The sequence below is a fragment of the Embleya sp. NPDC056575 genome, assembly GCF_042793325.1.
Lineage (GTDB): Bacteria > Actinomycetota > Actinomycetes > Streptomycetales > Streptomycetaceae > Embleya.
The window spans coordinates 179159-195449 of the sequence record NZ_JBHTVA010000005.1 but is presented as its reverse complement, the minus strand read 5'-3'; the positions used below and the strand labels follow the sequence as shown (position 1 = coordinate 195449).

Annotated in this window: 17 protein-coding genes and 1 riboswitch; of the genes, 8 read left to right on the top strand and 9 right to left on the bottom strand. The window is 72.3% G+C overall.

All coding sequences use genetic code 11. The features are described 5' to 3' along the window. Nucleotides 1-170: 170 nt before the first annotated feature. Entirely contained in the window at nt 171-1046 is an 876-nt protein-coding gene (locus tag ACFRCG_RS05650) for a hypothetical protein (RefSeq protein WP_380029106.1), read from the top strand. Between the two features lie 56 nt (nt 1047-1102). Here the strand turns inward: ACFRCG_RS05650 and ACFRCG_RS05645 are convergent, their stop codons facing one another. Continuing rightward, a complete protein-coding gene (locus tag ACFRCG_RS05645) occupies nt 1103-2101 on the bottom strand; it encodes a LacI family DNA-binding transcriptional regulator (RefSeq protein WP_380029104.1) in 999 nt (332 codons plus the stop codon). 159 nt (nt 2102-2260) lie between these two features. After that, nucleotides 2261-4045 (bottom strand): bifunctional metallophosphatase/5'-nucleotidase, encoded by a 1785-nt coding sequence (locus ACFRCG_RS05640; RefSeq protein WP_380029101.1) that lies wholly within the window; start codon nt 4043-4045, stop codon nt 2261-2263. A gap of 242 nt (nt 4046-4287) precedes the next feature. Between ACFRCG_RS05640 and ACFRCG_RS05635 the strand changes: the two genes are divergently transcribed. Continuing rightward, on the top strand, nt 4288-5100 hold the full coding sequence (locus tag ACFRCG_RS05635) for a protein phosphatase 2C domain-containing protein (protein ID WP_380029099.1): 813 nt from the start codon (nt 4288-4290) through the stop codon (nt 5098-5100). 115 nt (nt 5101-5215) lie between these two features. Here the strand turns inward: ACFRCG_RS05635 and ACFRCG_RS05630 are convergent, their stop codons facing one another. The 3 genes from ACFRCG_RS05630 to ACFRCG_RS05620 all read right to left on the bottom strand — a co-directional run bounded on the left by ACFRCG_RS05630 (nt 5216) and on the right by ACFRCG_RS05620 (nt 7377). After that, nucleotides 5216-5707 (bottom strand): glutathione peroxidase, encoded by a 492-nt coding sequence (locus tag ACFRCG_RS05630; RefSeq protein WP_380029097.1) that lies wholly within the window; start codon nt 5705-5707, stop codon nt 5216-5218. 95 nt (nt 5708-5802) lie between these two features. Next, on the bottom strand, nt 5803-6750 hold the full coding sequence (locus tag ACFRCG_RS05625; protein WP_380029095.1) for an NAD-dependent epimerase/dehydratase family protein: 948 nt from the start codon (nt 6748-6750) through the stop codon (nt 5803-5805). Between the two features lie 255 nt (nt 6751-7005). Then, nucleotides 7006-7377, bottom strand: a complete 372-nt coding sequence (locus tag ACFRCG_RS05620) for a hypothetical protein (protein WP_380029093.1) — start codon at nt 7375-7377, stop codon at nt 7006-7008. An 814-nt stretch (nt 7378-8191) separates the two neighbouring features. Between ACFRCG_RS05620 and ACFRCG_RS05615 the strand changes: the two genes are divergently transcribed. The 6 genes from ACFRCG_RS05615 (at nt 8192) to ACFRCG_RS05590 (ending at nt 12834) form a co-directional block, all read left to right on the top strand. Further along, nucleotides 8192-9052 (top strand): class II aldolase/adducin family protein, encoded by an 861-nt coding sequence (locus ACFRCG_RS05615; protein WP_380029090.1) that lies wholly within the window; start codon nt 8192-8194, stop codon nt 9050-9052. A 138-nt stretch (nt 9053-9190) separates the two neighbouring features. Beyond that, a complete protein-coding gene (locus ACFRCG_RS05610) occupies nt 9191-9736 on the top strand; it encodes an RDD family protein (protein WP_380029088.1) in 546 nt (181 codons plus the stop codon). 187 nt (nt 9737-9923) lie between these two features. Continuing rightward, nucleotides 9924-10133: riboswitch (cobalamin riboswitch) on the top strand. Nucleotides 10134-10160: 27 nt separating this feature from the next. Beyond that, nucleotides 10161-10874, top strand: a complete 714-nt coding sequence (locus ACFRCG_RS05605) for an energy-coupling factor ABC transporter permease (protein WP_380029086.1) — start codon at nt 10161-10163, stop codon at nt 10872-10874. Then, nucleotides 10871-11251, top strand: a complete 381-nt coding sequence (locus ACFRCG_RS05600) for an energy-coupling factor ABC transporter substrate-binding protein (protein WP_380029083.1) — start codon at nt 10871-10873, stop codon at nt 11249-11251. Before ACFRCG_RS05605 ends, ACFRCG_RS05600 begins: the two co-directional genes overlap by 4 nt. Nucleotides 11252-11254: 3 nt before the next feature. Beyond that, nucleotides 11255-11998: a cobalt ECF transporter T component CbiQ gene (gene cbiQ, locus ACFRCG_RS05595; RefSeq protein WP_380029081.1), complete on the top strand. Its 744-nt coding sequence runs from the start codon at nt 11255-11257 to the stop codon at nt 11996-11998. Continuing rightward, nucleotides 11995-12834: an energy-coupling factor ABC transporter ATP-binding protein gene (locus tag ACFRCG_RS05590; RefSeq protein WP_380029078.1), complete on the top strand. Its 840-nt coding sequence runs from the start codon at nt 11995-11997 to the stop codon at nt 12832-12834. The genes cbiQ and ACFRCG_RS05590 overlap by 4 nt, the downstream gene beginning before the upstream one ends. Nucleotides 12835-12846: 12 nt before the next feature. Here the strand turns inward: ACFRCG_RS05590 and ACFRCG_RS05585 are convergent, their stop codons facing one another. The 4 genes from ACFRCG_RS05585 to ACFRCG_RS05570 all read right to left on the bottom strand — a co-directional run bounded on the left by ACFRCG_RS05585 (nt 12847) and on the right by ACFRCG_RS05570 (nt 16246). Next, nucleotides 12847-13977: a PP2C family protein-serine/threonine phosphatase gene (locus tag ACFRCG_RS05585; protein WP_380029075.1), complete on the bottom strand. Its 1131-nt coding sequence runs from the start codon at nt 13975-13977 to the stop codon at nt 12847-12849. 34 nt (nt 13978-14011) lie between these two features. Beyond that, nucleotides 14012-14839, bottom strand: a complete 828-nt coding sequence (locus ACFRCG_RS05580; RefSeq protein ID WP_380029073.1) for an Fpg/Nei family DNA glycosylase — start codon at nt 14837-14839, stop codon at nt 14012-14014. A gap of 140 nt (nt 14840-14979) precedes the next feature. After that, on the bottom strand, nt 14980-15447 hold the full coding sequence (locus tag ACFRCG_RS05575; protein ID WP_126642621.1) for a ribose-5-phosphate isomerase: 468 nt from the start codon (nt 15445-15447) through the stop codon (nt 14980-14982). 37 nt (nt 15448-15484) lie between these two features. After that, nucleotides 15485-16246, bottom strand: coding sequence for a hypothetical protein (locus tag ACFRCG_RS05570; protein WP_380029071.1), 762 nt, complete (start codon nt 16244-16246; stop codon nt 15485-15487). Nucleotides 16247-16291: the final 45 nt, after the last annotated feature.

Here is a 16291-nt window from a genome sequence, read left to right as displayed (position 1 = left end):
CGATGATGAGGCCCCTCGCGTCGCCGACTCGACGACGCGCCGGTCCGCGCCGGGGTGGGGTGGGGGCGCCACGCCGCCTCGTGGCATGCGGCCGGCGGTGGCGGTTTTCGGTCGTCGGGATCGTCCCGGCCCGCGGCGGGTCGGGCCCGTTGCTTCGGAGGAAGGCGCGTATGCGCAGGATCGGGATCCGGGTGGGTACGGCGGCGGTTGCCGGGGCCCTGCTTCTGGCCGCCACCGCGTGTGGTCGGGACGAGGAGGCACTGGCGCGCGAGTACGAGGCCGGTCGGGCGACCGCGCCGGCCGCGAGCGGGGCCGGCGTACCGTCGACGCCTGCCGGTACGGCACCTGCCACGGGTCCGGCCGCCAAGGCCGCGCCGAGCGTGGCTTCGCCGGCCGCGACGACCGCGCCGGGGGAGCCGCCGCCGGCGCTGCCGCCCATCGAGGAGTCGTCCACGCCGACCGGGGCCGGGACCGGATCCGATCCGACCGCGCAATCCCGGCTCGACACCGCGCTGTTGACCGCCGCCGAGATGCCCGCGGGCGCCTACGACGGCTCGAGCGGCGACCCCGAGAGCCGGGAGCGGGCCCAACAGCCCTCCTGCCAGGCGGTGATCGACCTGCTGCGTCCCGGGCAGGCGGCCGCCGCCCCGATCGCGTCCGCCCAGGCGTCGGTGACCAGGGGCGCTCCGAACCCGAGCGGGTTCACCGTCGTCGAGTTGTTCGCCTTCACCGACACCGGCGCCCGGGACCTGTTCGCGCAGGGTCGCCAGGCGCTGCGCGGTTGCCCGTCGATCACCTCGATCGACGCCGACGGCGCGACCGAGACCGACACGTACGCCGAGATCCCGCACGCCGCGCTCGGCGACGAATCGCTCGCGGTCGGGATGAGCCCCGGTGCGGGCGGCGCGCTCGGCATGATCGTGGTGCGCGTCGGCCCGACGATCGTCGTGGTGAGCAACGCCGACCCGGCCGCGTCCGCCCCCGCCCTGCCGGCCGACGACCTGGTGGCCCGCCAGATCGCCAAGCTGAGGACCGCCGGCGGCTGACGGGTCCTTCGCCCACCGTCGGGACACGGCGCGAACAGCCCCGACGGGCGGGCGATTCAGCCCGACTCGCGCACCCGCATCGCCATGCGCCACTGCGTCAGCTCGCCCGCCACCGCGCCCTCGCCCGCCGCGACGATGGCCGCCGCCACCGCGCGCATCGGGATGACCTCCTCGAAGGCGACCGAGGTCAGCCGCGGCCGGACCATCTCACACAGCGTCAGGTCGTCGGTGCCGACCACCGCGAGCCGCCCCGGCACCTCGAGGCCGGCGTCGGCCAGCGCGCCCAGGAGCAGCGCCGCGTACTCGTCGTTGTAGCCGTACACCCCGTCGGGGCAGTCCCCGGCGCGCCACTCCCCCACGACCCGCGCCGCCTCGGCCGCGTTCTCCGCCATCTCCACCACACGGACCGTGCCGCCGGCCGCCTCGGCGCGGGCCCGAAAGCCCGCCAGCCGTTCCCGGCCGATCTCGACCAGCCCCGGCTCGCGCGGCACCACCACGGCGAAGTCGCGTCGCCCGCCCGCGATCAGGTGTTCCGCGGCGCACGCGCCGGCCGCCGCGTGGTCGATCCTCAGGGTGAGCGCGACCGGCACCGCGCTGTGCCCCAGGGCCACCACCGCGGTTCCGCGCGCGGTGAGGTATTCCACGCCCTCGGCAGACATACGCTCCGGCAACACCAGGACCACGGTGGGGTTCAGCGCGCCCCACGCCTTGGCCGCCTCGATGCCGTGCGCGGCGGGATTGCCGTGGATCACCAGGGTGTGGCCGAGCCCGTGCAGTTCGCGGGCCAGGCCGTCGAGGAACCGCTGGATGAGTTGGCCGAACGGCACCACGTAGGTGGGCACGATCACCAGGTCGGTGCGCCCGCGCCGGAGCGAACGCGCGTCCGAACGCGGCTCGTAGCCCAGCTCGGCGGCCACCTCGCGCACCCGCCGTCGGGTCTCCTCGGGGATGCGCGCGTCCTGCACGTCGTTCATCGCGTACGACACGGTGGCGCGCGAAACGCCTGCGGCACGGGCCACATCGGCCCCGGTCGGGGGGCGTCTCGGTGTGCTCATGGGGCGATTGTGGCCCAGCCGCGGGGCGAACCCGGCATCCGGACCGCCCGATCGCCCCCGTGTCGGGACGCCCGCCGGGGCGTACCGTAGCGGCGCGCCGATACGTCGGAAAGGCCCGGCCCCCACGGGACCGGGCCTTTCCGGACGATCAGCCGCGGGTCACCCGATGAAGGTGATCCGGTCCGCCGCCGGCGGCGCGAGCGGCGCGCTCGCCGACGAGTGGGCGGCGAAGTAGGCCAGCAGCGCGTCCAGGTCGGATCCGCCGACCAGCTTGTTCGTACCGGTCTTGAAGGCGGCGAAGCCGTCGCCGCCACCGGCCAGGAACTCGTTCGCACCGACCTTGTAGGTCGCGGCCGGGTCGATCGGCACACCGTTCAGCTTGACGCTGCCCGGCACGATCTTGTCGGCACCCGTCCTGGACCGGTCGGTCGTGTAGGTCAGGCCCTTCGAGATCTGCAGCACCTTCGGGTTGGCCGCGTTGGCGCCGGAGTACTGCTGCGCCAGGATGTCGAGCACCGCCTGACCCTTGAGGTCCAGGGTCTGCATCATGTTGGTGAACGGCTGCACCGTGAACGCCTCGGCGTAGGTGACCACGCCGTCGCCCTCGGCTCCGGCGGCCGCGTATTGCAGGTCGGATCGGATGCCGCCCGGGTTCATGAAGGCGATCTGCGCGCCGCCCTTGTCGGCCGGCGCGGTCGCCTCCAGTTGCGCGTCGGCGATCACGTCGCCCAGCGGGGTTTCGGGCGTGGTGGCGCCGCGGCCGCGGATGTCGGCGCCGATGTAGCCGATCGGGCGGTTCGCCACCGGCGCGGCGAGCTTTTGCCAGTCGGCGAGCAGTCGCGTCAGGTCCGGGGCCTTCGGGGTGTCCCGGCGCACGACCGTGTTCTGTGCCTTGACCGAGGTGCGCACGATGTCGCGGGTGCGCTTGTCGTAGGTCAGGTCGATCTTGGTGTACATCTTCCCGTAGGACGACGCGCTGGTGACCATGCGCGGCTTGCCCGCCGGATCCGGGATGTTGCACGCGTACGCCTGGTGGGTGTGGCCGGTGACGACGAGGTCGATCGCCGGGTCCAGGTTCTTGGCGATGTCCACGATCGGGCCGGACAGGCCCAGGTTGCCGCCCGCGTTGCAGTCGTAGTTGTACGCGTTGCTCGTCGGCAGGCCGCCCTCGTGCAGCAGCACCACGATCGACTCGACGCCGAACAGCCGCAGCCACGGCACCACCGCGTTGGCGGTCTTGACCTCGTCCTTGAAGGTCAGGCCCTTGACGCCCTCGGCGGTGACGATGTCGGGCGTGCCCTCCAGGGTCATGCCGATGAAGCCGACGCGCGCCCCGCCCACGTTCTTGATGCTCACCGGCGCCAGGATCGGCAGCCCGGTGCGCTCGTCGAGCACGTTCGCGGCGAGGTACTGGAAGTCGGCGCCCTCGAAGGTGCGGCCGGGCGTGTAGCAGCCCTCCTTGGGGTGGCAGCCGCCGTACTGCATGCGCTGCAGTTCCTTCTTGCCCTCGTCGAACTCGTGGTTGCCCACGGAGGTGACGTCGAGGCCGACCTTGTTCAGCGCCTCGATCGTCGGTTCGTCGTGGAAGAGCCCGGAGAGCAGCGGGCTCGCGCCGATCATGTCGCCGGCCGCGATGGTCAGCGAGTTGGGGTTCTTCGCCCGCTCCGCGCGCAGTTGGGTGGCCAGGTGCTCGATGCCGCCGGCCGGGATCGAGACGGGTTTGCCGTCGGGACCGATCTCGGTGACGTTTCCGGCGGAACCCTGCGGTTCCTCCAGGTTGCCGTGCAGGTCGTTGAGCGCGAGGAATTCGAGGTCCGTCGTGCCGGAGGGTCGGCCGAGGTCGGCGTCCGTGCCGGCCGTCGCGGTGCCGCCCATGGTGAGCAGGCTCGCGGCGACCAGGCCGGTGAGAGCGAGGCGACCGCGGCGTCGTCCAATCCCGAACATGGGATCCCTTCGCAGGGCGCGCCGGATGGTGACGCGCGTAGAAGTGGGGCCTGAAGGTGTCTCGAAGCCAGAGAGTAGGGGCAGTTCCCCGGCCCACACGAGACCTCACGCGAAACCGTTTCGTGAAACCGCTGTGAACTTCGCGAGCGTCCCAGGCAGGGGGGCATGATCAACGGCCGTTTCCCGGCCCCGGGCGCGGGGCAGCCGTACGGCGTGGCACCTATAAGGGAGGGATGTCCGCGATGCGCGTGGAATTCGCGACCGAACCGGGTCATCCGGGCGAGCCGAACGAGGATTTCGTCGTCGCGGGACCGACGACGCTGGTGCTGCTCGACGGTGTGACGTCGAGTTCGGACAACGGCTGCAAACACGGCGTTCCCTGGTTCGTCACGCGGTTGGGCACCGCGTTGTTCACCCACAGCGGCGGGCGCCCGGACCGCTCTCTCGCCGAGTGCCTGCACGACGCGATCGAGGACACCTCGGCGCTGCACGTGGACGGGTGCGACCTGGCCCGGCCCGACGCGCCGGCCGCGACCGTCGTGGTGGTGCGGGTGGTCGAGGACCGGCTGGAATACCTGGTGCTGTCCGATTCGACGCTGCTGATCGAGCGGGACGACGACCTCACCGTGGTCACCGACGATCGACTGGGCGTGGTCGGCGCCGCGGCACGGCGTCGGCGCGACGATCATCCGTCGGGCAGCCCCGGCTACTTGACGGCACATCAGGAGTACGCCGACACGGTGCGGGCCACGCGCAACGTGCCCGGCGGTCACTGGGTCGCGGCGGCCGATCCGGCGGCCGCCGGCGAGGCGCTGACGGGCGGCCTGGCGCTCGGCGAGGTGCACGCGTTCGCCGCGCTCACCGATGGGGCCAGTCGGCTGGTGGACCGGTTCGGGATCGGCGACTGGGACGGACTGATGACCACGCTGCGCCACTTCGGCCCGGCGGAACTGCTGGCGCGGGTACGGGCCGCGGAGGCCTCCGACGCGGACGGCGCGCGCTGGCCGCGCGGCAAGGTCTGCGACGACGCGACCGCGGTCTGGGCACTGATCTGACCCCGCCGATCCGGACCCGTCCCGCGAAGCGCCTCGTGCGACACCCGCGCCCCGCCTCGTCCGCGAACCCCGGTCGATGTCGACCCGGGGTTCGGGAACGAGGCGGACCTGCGGGCTATTTGGGTAGGACGCTCTCGATCGCGGCGATCAGGTTCGGGTCGTGCGGGTCGGTCTTGGGACGGAACCGGCCCACGATGGCGCCGTCGGCGGAGAGCAGGAACTTCTCGAAGTTCCACTGCACGTCACCCGCGCCGCCCTCGGCGTCGGAGGCCGCGGTGAGCACGTCGTAGAGCGGGTGCCGGTCGGCGCCGTTGACGTCGATCTTCTCGGTGAGCGGGAAGGTCACCCCGTAGGTGGTCGAGCAGAACTCCCGGATCTCCTCCGCGCTGCCCGGCTCCTGGCCCATGAACTGGTTGCACGGCACGCCCACCACGGTGAAGCCGCGCGGGCCCAGTTCCTGCTGCAACTCCTCCAGGCCGGTGTACTGCGGGGTCAGGCCGCACTTGGACGCGACATTGACGACGAGTGCCACCTTCCCCTCGGTCACCTCGCCCAGGGTCGTGCTCTCCCCCGCCAGCGTGGCGATGGGGGTATCGAGGATGCCCATGATCGTTGTCCCTCCTGCGTGGTGCCGCCGCAGCCACCCGATCCGAGGACGTGGAGCGCTCCGCGACGGCGCGAGTAAGACGTGACGACTCGACGCTATCGAGCGCTGCCCGAAGCCGCCCGACCCGGTCGGGCGGAATCGTCGCGCCGGGAGGCGTATACCCGGGCCAGCCCCGCGCGCCAGTCGACCGCGCACGGCCCGGTGATCGCCGCCCGCTTCGTGGTGTCCTGGATCTGCCCGCGCAGCGTGCCGGGCTGCTCGCGCACCACCACCTCGGCGGGCAGGCCGCTCAGCTCGGCCGTGTACGCCGCCCACTCCTGCACGCTCACCGGCTCGTCGCCACCCCAGTTGACCACCGTCGCGGGGGTGGACGCCGCGTCCAGGAGCGCCGCCGCCTGGCTGTTGATGTCGTCCTGGTGGATCGGGCTGTACATGCACGGGTCCCAGCGGGTCGTGATCGGCCGGCCGGCCAGCACCGCGTCCATGTGCATCGTCGGCAGTCCGCCGCCGGGGCCGTAGGAGGCGTTCATCCGGGCGATCACCACGGGCAGGTCGAAGGCGCGGGCGCAGTAGCGGGCGACCGCCTCCTCGGCGGTCTTGGACACCGAGTAGGTCGGCGCGTGCGTGACGTTGGCGTCGCCGAGCGGGTCGCCCTCGTGGAAGACGTGCATCGGATCCGGATGGGGCTTGAGTACCGACGCGGTGGACATCACCAGCGCGGCCTTGGCCCGACGACAGTGCTGAAGCAACAATCCCGTGCCCTCCGCGTTGACCCGCAGCGCCTCGTCGTAGTCGAGTCCGGGTCCCTGGAAGGTGGCCAGGTGCAGGACGTGGGTGAAGTCCTCGGGCAGGTCGTCGAACGCCCCCGAACCCAGGTCGACGGCGCGCGTGGTCACCCCGAGGGCGTCCACCCGCGCCCGGTCCTCGGCGTTCGAGAAGCGGGCGATGCCCCACACCTCGTTGTCCCGGGCCAGGTATTCGGTCAGCGGATAGGCGATCTGGCCCGCGGGACCGGTGATCAGGATCTTCTCGCCCGACAACATGCGGCTCCTCGGAGGACTCGGGGGACACGATCCGCGCACGATCGGGTGAGTGATCGCCCGCGCGAGGTACGTCGAGGTTCGACGGTACATCTGACGTACCGTCATATCCGAGACGGAGCGGGGAGACCAGGGCCGCCGCACGTGTCCCCGGACACCCCGCCGGAGCCTGCCGCACGGGGGTGGCGGGGTGGCGGAGGTGTCGACGATGGGTCTGCGGATGCGCCGGTGGGCCCGGGCTCGCCGGCGCGTCCGGGCTCAGACCTCGATCTCCTCCTCGACACGCTTGAGGGTGTGTCGGGCCAGCGCGAGGTTGGCGCGGTCCTTCACCAGCACGAGGTACAGGAACAACCCCTTCCCGGCCCGACCCGACAGCGGTCGGATCAGGTGGTATTGCTTGCCGAGCGTGATCAGGATGTCCTCGATCTGGTCGCCGAGGTGCAACATCTCCATCGTGCGCAGCTTCGCGCGCATCACGTCGGTATTCCCGGCGGCGGCCACATTGAGATCGAGTTCCTTGCTGCCGCCGAGAATTCCCAGCGCCATTCCGCTGGTGTAGTCGACCAGGGCCACTCCCACGGCACCCTCGATCGTCATTGCTTCCTTGAGGGCCGTTTCCATATTGGCCATGATTGCCTCCGGGGCGATCGGCGGTGCGGCTTTCCGGTGGACTCCGACGGGCTCGTCGTCGGACCCGGCCGGTCCCGGGTCCGGATCGCTCGGGAGCGGCCCGCCGACCGCGGTCGCCTCGATCGGTGCGATCGGTGCGACCTCGGTCGGCGCGGGGGGATCGGCCTCGACTGCTTCGATGACATCCACCTCGATCGATGGGGCCCGCCCGGGACCGGATCCGGTCGGCGGGTCGGCTGATCTGCGCCGGGACGGTCTGGATCGGCGTGGGGGTGGTGCCATCTCCGCCCAACTCCTCGCGATCGGGCTCCTGGACGCGGGCGCTCGCGCGGGCGTGCCCCGGCGGCCCGCCTCGGTCCTGGCCCGCGACCCCACCGTGTCGCCCCGGCCGGACCCGGGCGCCCCCGCGGGTGACCGTACGCCGATATTCGCGACCTCCGTGGAATGCACTCCCCCGACGCTCACCTCACGCGCCCCTTCCCCCTGAATACGTCCGCGCGTACTTTTCCCGTCGCCTTCGAGCGGGTCCGGGAATTCGAGTTCGACTGCTTCGGACTCGACCTCCCGGACTCGCTGAACGGCAGCGTAGGAGCGGCCCGAAGGCGGTCGTGGGCAATATTCGATTAATTTCCGGAAACCCGATCCACACGACGTTCGCCCGCTAGAATCCCGGGCCGCGTGCCCCGGGCCCGCGCACCGGCTCACCGGCCCCGTACCCCCGCGCGATCCGACGCCCGCGCGAGGCTGTCCCCGGATGTGACTCGCGGGTAGCGTCGGCGGCACCCGTGCGCGCCCCGAGTCCGAGGAGATGGACATGTCCGCCACCGATGCGCCCCGCCCCCAGGACGGCCCGCCGAGCACCGAGCGGTCGGCGCCGCCGCGACCGGTCTCGCCCACCGACCTGAGCTTCGCGCTGCCGCCCACGTTCGAAACCGTCGAGCAGGAGCGCCGGCACCGCAAGGAGCGACTGACCGCGGCACTGCGGCTGTTCGGCCGGTTCGGCTTCGAGGAGGGGGTGGCCGGGCACATCACCGCGCGCGACCCCGAGTTCGCCGACCACTTCTGGGTCAACCCGTTCGGGATGTCGTTCAAGCACATCACCGTGGACGACCTGATCCTGGTCAACCACGAGGGGCAGGTCGTCGAGGGCCGATTCCACGTCAACCAGGCCGCGTTCGCGATCCACTCGCAGATCCACGCGGCCCGCCCGGACGTGGTCGCCGCGGCGCACAGCCACTCCACGCACGGACGCGCGTTGTCCGCGCTCGGAATCCGGCTGGAGCCGATCACCCAGGACGTGTGTCCGTTCTACGAGGACCACGAACTCTTCGACGACTACGCGGGCGTGGTGCTCGACGCCGAGGAGGGACGGCGGATCGCCAAGACGCTCGGCTCGCACAAGGCGCTGATCCTGCGCAACCACGGTCTGCTCACCGTCGGACAGTCGGTGGACGCGGCGGCGTGGTGGTTCATCACCATGGAGCGCTCCTGCCAGGTCCAGCTGTTGGCCCAGGCGGCCGGCGAACTGCGGCCGATCTCGCCGGAGAACGCGCGGCTGACCCGGGAGCAGCTCGGCAACGACACGGTGGCGTGGATCAACTACAAGCCGCTGTACGACGTGATCAGCCGCTCCGAGCCGGACCTGTTCGGGGTGGACGGCCCGATGACGAATTGATCGTTTTCGGTCGATCTCGCCGATCGATGATCATTTCGCCGCCGCCCGGTCGGGCCCGTTGTCCGCCGACCGGGCGCAATCTCCGCGAGATCGGCCGTGCCGGGAGTCAACCCGCCCGGTTGCGGAAAGTACAACGACATGTACGAACGGAGCCTTCCGCAGCGGTTCGCGCGCTCGGCCCATCCCGTCGGGCCACGCGCCCGGGTGTGGCTGCCGGCGATCGAACATCGAGTCGGCCCGTCGGTGCTGTACCGGCGGATCGGCCAGTTCGTGGTGGACGTGATCGCCTCCGCGCTGCTGCCCGGTGCGGCGATGTTCCTGTTCGTGCTGCTGCCCACCCACCCCGACGGTTCGATCCGCAGCGGTCCGCTCACCGCGACGATCACCGCCGGCGTGCTCGTGGTCGCGGTGGCGATCCTGTTCTGGTACTGGGTGCTGCGGCCCGCCGAGCACGACGGGCGCACCTGGGGCATGCAGGTGTTCGGGATCCGCGTGGTCGACGTGTCCGGCGGTCGGGCCGGGCGGCGCCAACTGGCGATCCGTTGGGTGCTGTTGTGCGTCGACGCGTTCGCGCTCGGTGTGATCGGGTTGGTCGCGGTGCTCACCAGCGAGCGGGGCCAGCGGATCGGCGACCGGGTCGCCGGCACCCTGGTGGTCCGTGGGCGCGGCCCCGGACTGCACTGAGGCCCCGCTTCCCTCGCGGGCAAGGGCGCCCGGCCCCACGATCGCGAGCGTGCCCCGCCCCGCGCTCCCGCCCCGACGGGCCGTCGCGCGCCGTCCCGGAATGCGGCTATTGCTCCGCCGCTCCGCCCGCCTTGTGGTCTTGCGCACGGTTTGCAGATGCCATCTTGTCGCCATGTCCACTCGACCACTAGTGTCGGCTCGCCGTGGTGCTCGGGAAGCCGGTTCGATGCCGGCGCGGCCCTCGCCACTGTGATCGGGAAGTTCTCCTCCACCCCCGCGGAAACGTTGATTCGTCGCCTCGGGAAGCCACTGGGACCGCTGTCGCGGACCCGGGAAGGCGGAGACGTGAACGCACGACCCGTCAGCCAGGAGACCGGCCACGGCGATCGTCCGTCCACGAGGTGTTGGAGAGGGACCCTTCCTCATGCATATCGCCGAGGGCTACCTGCCCTGGGAACACGCCGCCGCCTGGGGCGTCGCGTCGACCCCGTTCGTCGTCCACGGTGCCCGCGCGCTCACCCGCGAGGTGCGCGACCGGCCCGAGAACACCCTGCTGCTCGGCGCGTCCGGCGCCTTCTCGTTCGTGCTGTCCGCGCTGAAGATCCCATCCGTCACCGGTAGTTGCTCGCATCCCACCGGCACCGGCCTGGGCGCCATCCTGTTCCGGCCGCCGATCATGGCGGTGCTCGGCACGATCACCCTGCTCTTCCAGGCGCTGTTGCTCGCCCACGGCGGGTTGACCACGCTCGGCGCCAACGTGTTCTCGATGGCGATCGTCGGTCCCTGGGCCGGCTACGGCGCATACCGGCTCGCCCGCTCGCTCCTGGACCGGCGCGGCGGCACCGTGCCGCTGGACGTCGCGGTGTTCGCCGGCGCGTTCGTCGCGGACCTGAGCACCTACTGCGTCACCAGCGTGCAGCTCGCCCTCGCCTTCCCCGACCCGGACAGCGGATTCCCGGGTGCGCTGGCCAAGTTCGGCGGCATCTTCTCGCTCACCCAGATCCCGCTGGCGATCAGCGAGGGCCTGCTGACCGTCCTGGTGGTGCGCCTGCTGCGCCAGTCGAGTCGCGGTGACCTGGTCCGCCTCGGCGTGCTGACCGACGTGCGGCCCGTGCGCGAGGAGGAGAAGAGCAAGTGAAGCGCTCGACGAAGATCAACCTGCTGATCGTGCTGGCCGTGGTGCTGCTCGCGGCACTGCCCGTGGTGTTCGGCATGGGCGACGACAAGGACGAGCCGTTCACGGGCTCCGACACCCGGGCCGAGACCGCGATCACCGAGAACGACCCTGACTACAAGCCGTGGTTCAGCCCGCTGTACGAGCCGCCGTCCGGCGAGATCGAGTCCGGCCTGTTCGCGCTCCAGGCCGCGCTCGGCGCGGGTGTGGTCGGGTACATGTTCGGGGTCAAGCGCACCCGCCGAAAGCTCGCGCCCGAGGCGAGCGACACCCTCGACGAGTCAGGCCCGGGCCCCGATCCGGCCGCCGCGCAGGACCCGGTATCGGTCCCGGGTCGCTGACCCGTGTTGCCGATCGACGCGGCGGCGCATGCCAGTGTCTGGCGCCGCCGTCATCCGGCCGACAAGGCCGTGCTCTCCTTCGGGCTGCTCGGGTGCGCGGTGGCGCTGCCGCCGTGGCCCGGCGCGGTGCTGGTCGCGGTCACCGTGCTGACCATCGCGCTCGGCTTCGCCGAGGTGCCCGCCCGACGACTGTGGCGGGCGGCCCGCGCGCCGCTGGGATTCGCGGTGACCGGCGCACTGACCCTGCTCGTGTCGATCCGCTCGGACGGCGTCGGCTGGGCGCCGGACGGGCCGCGCCACGCGGGCGAGTTGGTGGCCCGCTCCGGTGCGGCCGGGTTGGCGATGTTGTTGTTCGCGTTCACCACGCCGCTGTCGGACGTCCTGCCCCGGCTGACCCGGGTGGGGGTGCCGGCGGCCGTGGTGGACGTGGCGGCGGTGATGTACCGGATGTTGTTCCTGCTCTACGACACCACCGCCCGGATCAACCAGGCCCAGGCCGGGCGGCTCGGGCATCGCACCCGGCGGGCCCGATGGCGCTCGGTGGCCGGGCTGGGGTCGGCGGTGTTCGTCCACGCCTTCGCGCGGGCCCGGCGGCTGGAGGAGGGGCTGGCCGGGCGCGGCTACGACGGGCGGTTGCGGGTGCTCGTGGACGAGGTGCCCGTCTCGCGCGGCTTCATCGCCCGGTCCGTGCTCCTCGTGGCGGCGGTCGTCGCCGCCACTCTTCTTCTGGGATCGGTGATGCCGTGATTCCGCTGCGGGTACGAGAGGTCGGCTACGCCTACGAGGACGGGCCGCCGGTGCTGAGCGGGTTGTCCCTGGCCGTTCCGGCGGGCCGGGCGCTGGCCCTGCTCGGGCCGAACGGCAGCGGCAAGACCACGCTGCTGCGGCTGTTGACCGGTGGCCTGGTGCCGGGTTCGGGTCGGGTGGAACTGCACGGCACGCCGATTCGGCACGACCGCAAGGGACTCGCCGAACTGCGTCGGGTGGTGCAGCTGGTCGTGCAGGATCCCGACGACCAGCTGTTCTCCGCGTCGGTGGCCCAGGACGTCTCGTTCGGGCCGCTGAACCTCGGGCTCGCGCCGGAGGAGGTGCGCTCGCGGGTGGCCGAGGCGTTGACCGCGCTGGGCATCGCCGACCTGGCCGAGCGGCCGGTGCACCTGCTGTCCTTCGGGCAGCGCAAGCGGGTCGCCATCGCCGGCGCGATCGCCATGCGGCCGCAGGTGCTGGTCCTGGACGAGCCGACGGCGGGCCTGGATCCGGCCGGTCAGGAGGCGCTGCTCGACACGCTCGCCGAGCTGCGTGCGGCCGGGACGACGGTGGTGATGGCCACCCACGACGTGGATCTGGCGCTGCGCTGGGCGGACGACGCGGCCGTGCTCGCCGACGGGCGGTTGCACACCGGGCCGGCCGCGGAGCTGCTCGCGGACACCACGCTGCTGGCCGCCGCGAGCCTGCGGCCGACCTGGGCGCACGCGGTGGCCGCGGTACTGATCGCGCACGGGGTGGCCCCGCCCGGCACGCTGCCCCGGACCCCGGCCGAACTGAGCGCCCTGGCACCGCCCGCGCGGCCGCTTACGCGCTGACCGCGGCCGGGCTCAGCGTCGGCGCAGCAGCACCACCGCGCGGTCGTCGCCCACGTTGCGCCCGGCCGCCGCCACGATCCGCCGCGCCGCGTCGTGGAAGTCGTCCCGGACCAGCCGCTCCGCCTCGCCCAGGAACCGGTCGATGCCGGTGGCGATGTCCTCGCCGGGCAGTTCCACCATGCCGTCGGTGAACAACAGCAGCGCGTCGCCGTGGTCCAGTCGACCGCGCGCCCCCTCGAACGCGGCGTCGTCGAGCACGCCCAGGAGCGGGCCGACCGCCTCGACCACCCGCCACCGCCCGGTCCCGGCGATCCAGTGCACGCCCGGCGGGTGGCCCGCCGACAACAACTCGTACTCGCCCGACTCCAGGTCGAGCACCACGTGCACCGCCGTCGCGAAGCCCTCGGCCCATTCCTGGCGGAGCAGGTAGTCGTTGGCGGCCGGCAGGAATTTGTGCGGCGGCAGCGAGCCGAGCAGCCCGCCGAACGCGCCGGAGAGCATCAGCGCCCGCGTCCCCGCCGCCAGCCCCTTGCCGGAGACGTCGACGAGCACCACTTCGAGCACCCGGCCACCGGTCGAACTGCGGGCGGCGACCAGGAAGTCGCCGGAGAACGACTGCCCGCCGGCCGGCCGCAACACCACCTCGGTGTGCCACTGCGGCGGCAACACCGGCATCTCGCCCTGTGCCCGCAACCGGTCGCGCAGGTCGAACAACATCGACTCGCCGCGCGTCCACTGCACGCCCAACCGGGTCCGCATCCGGGCCATCAGCAACACGATGCCGGCGACCGCCGCGACCACCAGGACGGAGCCGGCGGTGACCTCGTCGGGGTCGTGCACCCGGTCCTCCGCGACCAGCACCCCGGCGGTCGCCGCGTAGAGCAGCAGCAGGCTGGGCATGCGCAGCACCAGGCCGCCGACCAGGATCGGCAGCACCGGTGCGGTCGCCGGGAACCAGTCGCCGTTCAGATCGGAGAGCAGCCCGCACGCGGTGACCGCGACCAGCAGAACCGCCAGCGCGAAGCGGTCGGAGGGGAACACCCGATGCCGCAACCAGGCCACGATCCGCCGGCCCCGGCGAGCCAGCGCCGCCCGCCTGCCCGTCCGGCTTGCCCGGTTCGTCCTGCTCGTCGGCGCGGCCACCCCGCGACACTACCGAACGGGAACCAACCGGAGGTTACGCCGACGGCTGGCAGGTGGGACACCAGAACAGATTCCGCCCGACCAACTCGGCGGTCCGCACCGGGGTTTCACAGATCAGGCAGGGCGCGTCGGTGCGCCGGTAGACGTACACCTCGCCGCCGTGGTCGTCCTTGCGCGGCTCGCGACCCATCGCCTCGGGGGTGTGCTCGGGCCGCACCGTGTCGATCCGGCCCAGCCGCACGCCCTCGTGCATCAGCAGCACCAGGTCGGCCCACATCGCGTCCCAGGTGGCCCGCGCCAGCCGTTTGCCCGGCAGCTTGGGGTCCACCCCGAAGCGGAACAGCACCTCGGCGCGGTAGACGTTGCCCACACCCGCGAGCACGTCCTGCTCCATCAGCAGCGCGCCGATCGGCTTCGCGCTGCGCTCGATCCGCCGCCAGGCCGCGGCCGGGTCGGCGTCGTCGCGCAGCGGATCGGGACCGAGCCGGGCGTGCACCGCGTCCTTCTCGGCCCGCTCCAGGAGCCGGCACGCGGTCGGTCCGCGCAGATCGGCCCAGCTCGCCCCGGCGGGCACCTTCGCGGCCATCCGCAGCCGGACCTGGCCGACCGGCTCCGGCAGCTTCTCGCCCTCGCCGAAGGAGAACTGTCCGTAAAGGCCCAGGTGCACATGCACGAAGCGCTCGCCGGGGAACTCCAGGAACAGGTGTTTCCCGTGTGCGTCGGTATCCACCAGACGCTCCCCGTCGAGCAGCGCGGCGCTCTCCGCGAAGCGCCCCTGCGGACTGCTCAGCCGCAGCGGCGCGTCGGCGAAGCGCTCCCGGTGCTCGGCGGCGAGACGGTGAATGGTGTGGCCCTCGGGCACGCGGCCTCCAGCGCTGCGACGGATGGGGGGACACGGGCGGTGTGTCGCCCTCCACGCTACCGACCCGCACCGACACGCGGCCGCCCCCGACCGGACGGACCGATCGGGGGCGGCGGGAGGTGCGGGGTACGGGGCGCGGGCTACGGCAGGGCCGGCAGCTCGCCGGTGTTCTCGTACTTGGTCAGCATGGAGATCCGCCGGGTGTGCCGCTCGGCCTCGCTGTACGGGGTGTTCACGAAGACCTCGAGGAACTTGGTCGCGTCGTCGAGGGTGTGCATGCGCGCGCCCATCGAGATCACGTTCGCGTTGTTGTGCTCGCGGGCCAGCGACGCGGTCTCCTCGCTCCACACCAGGGCGCAGCGCACCCCCTTGACCTTGTTCGCCGCGATCGCCTCGCCGTTGCCGGAGCCGCCGAGGACCACGCCCAGGCTGCCCGGGTCGGCCGCGACGCGCTCGCCGGCGCGCAGACAGTACACGGGGTAGTCGTAGGAGTCGGCCTGGACGGCCGGGCCGCAGTCGACGGCCTCGTGGCCGTTGGCGTCGAGCCACGCGATGAGGTGCTGCTTGAGGTCGTAGCCGGCATGGTCGGAGCCGAGGTAAACGCGCATGGGGCGCAGTCTCTCAGGCCCGGTCCCGAACGTCCCCTCAGGGCCGGTATCCACCGGGTGGCGTGTCCGGCGCACCGGTCGGCCGCGGCGGCGCGGTGGGCGGCGGCCCGGCCGGGCGGATGGTGGTCGGCGCGCCGTAGCCGGGGGCGGCGGAGGCGGGCGGGGCGCCGTAGCCGGGGGCGCCGGGGGCGGGCGGGGCGCCGTAGCCGAAGGGTGGGCCGTATCCGCCCGGCGACAGGGGCGAGGCGGGCGGCCCGTACGTCGCCGCCGACCGGTAGGCGGCCACCGCCGCCAGGCCGACCAGCCAGCCGACGAGGACGCCGAAGTAGGCCCCGGACTGTGCGTGGGCCATGGTCCGGTCGAAACCGGGTCCCCTGCGGATGAGCGGGTCGTCGTCGTAGGCGATGGCCACCACGGTCAGCCCGTACACCGCACCGCCGATCACCAGCGAGAACCAGCCGACGACGAACGCGGTGAACCCGCCGGACCGTTCGCCCAGACCACGCGCGCCGAGCGCGAGCAGGGCGGCGACCACCAGAAGCAACAGCGCGAAGCCGACGAATCCGGCGGTGACGTAGCGTGTGGTGAACACCTCGTGGAACTCGTCGCCCAGGTCGTCCCGATCCACGATCCACACCGGATAGCCGATGATGCGCAGCAGCGTGAGGTACCACTTGTTCTCGTCACGGCCCTGCGTCCACACCTCCTTGAAGACCCACTGGTTGCCCAGGCCGGCCACGAGGAGGAAGGCCACGATCGTCCCGCTGACGGTGATGCGTCTGGTTGCCCCGGCTCTCATGAGACGAGGTTAGGCGCCTTCGCACGACCTCCGCCGAAAAATCCG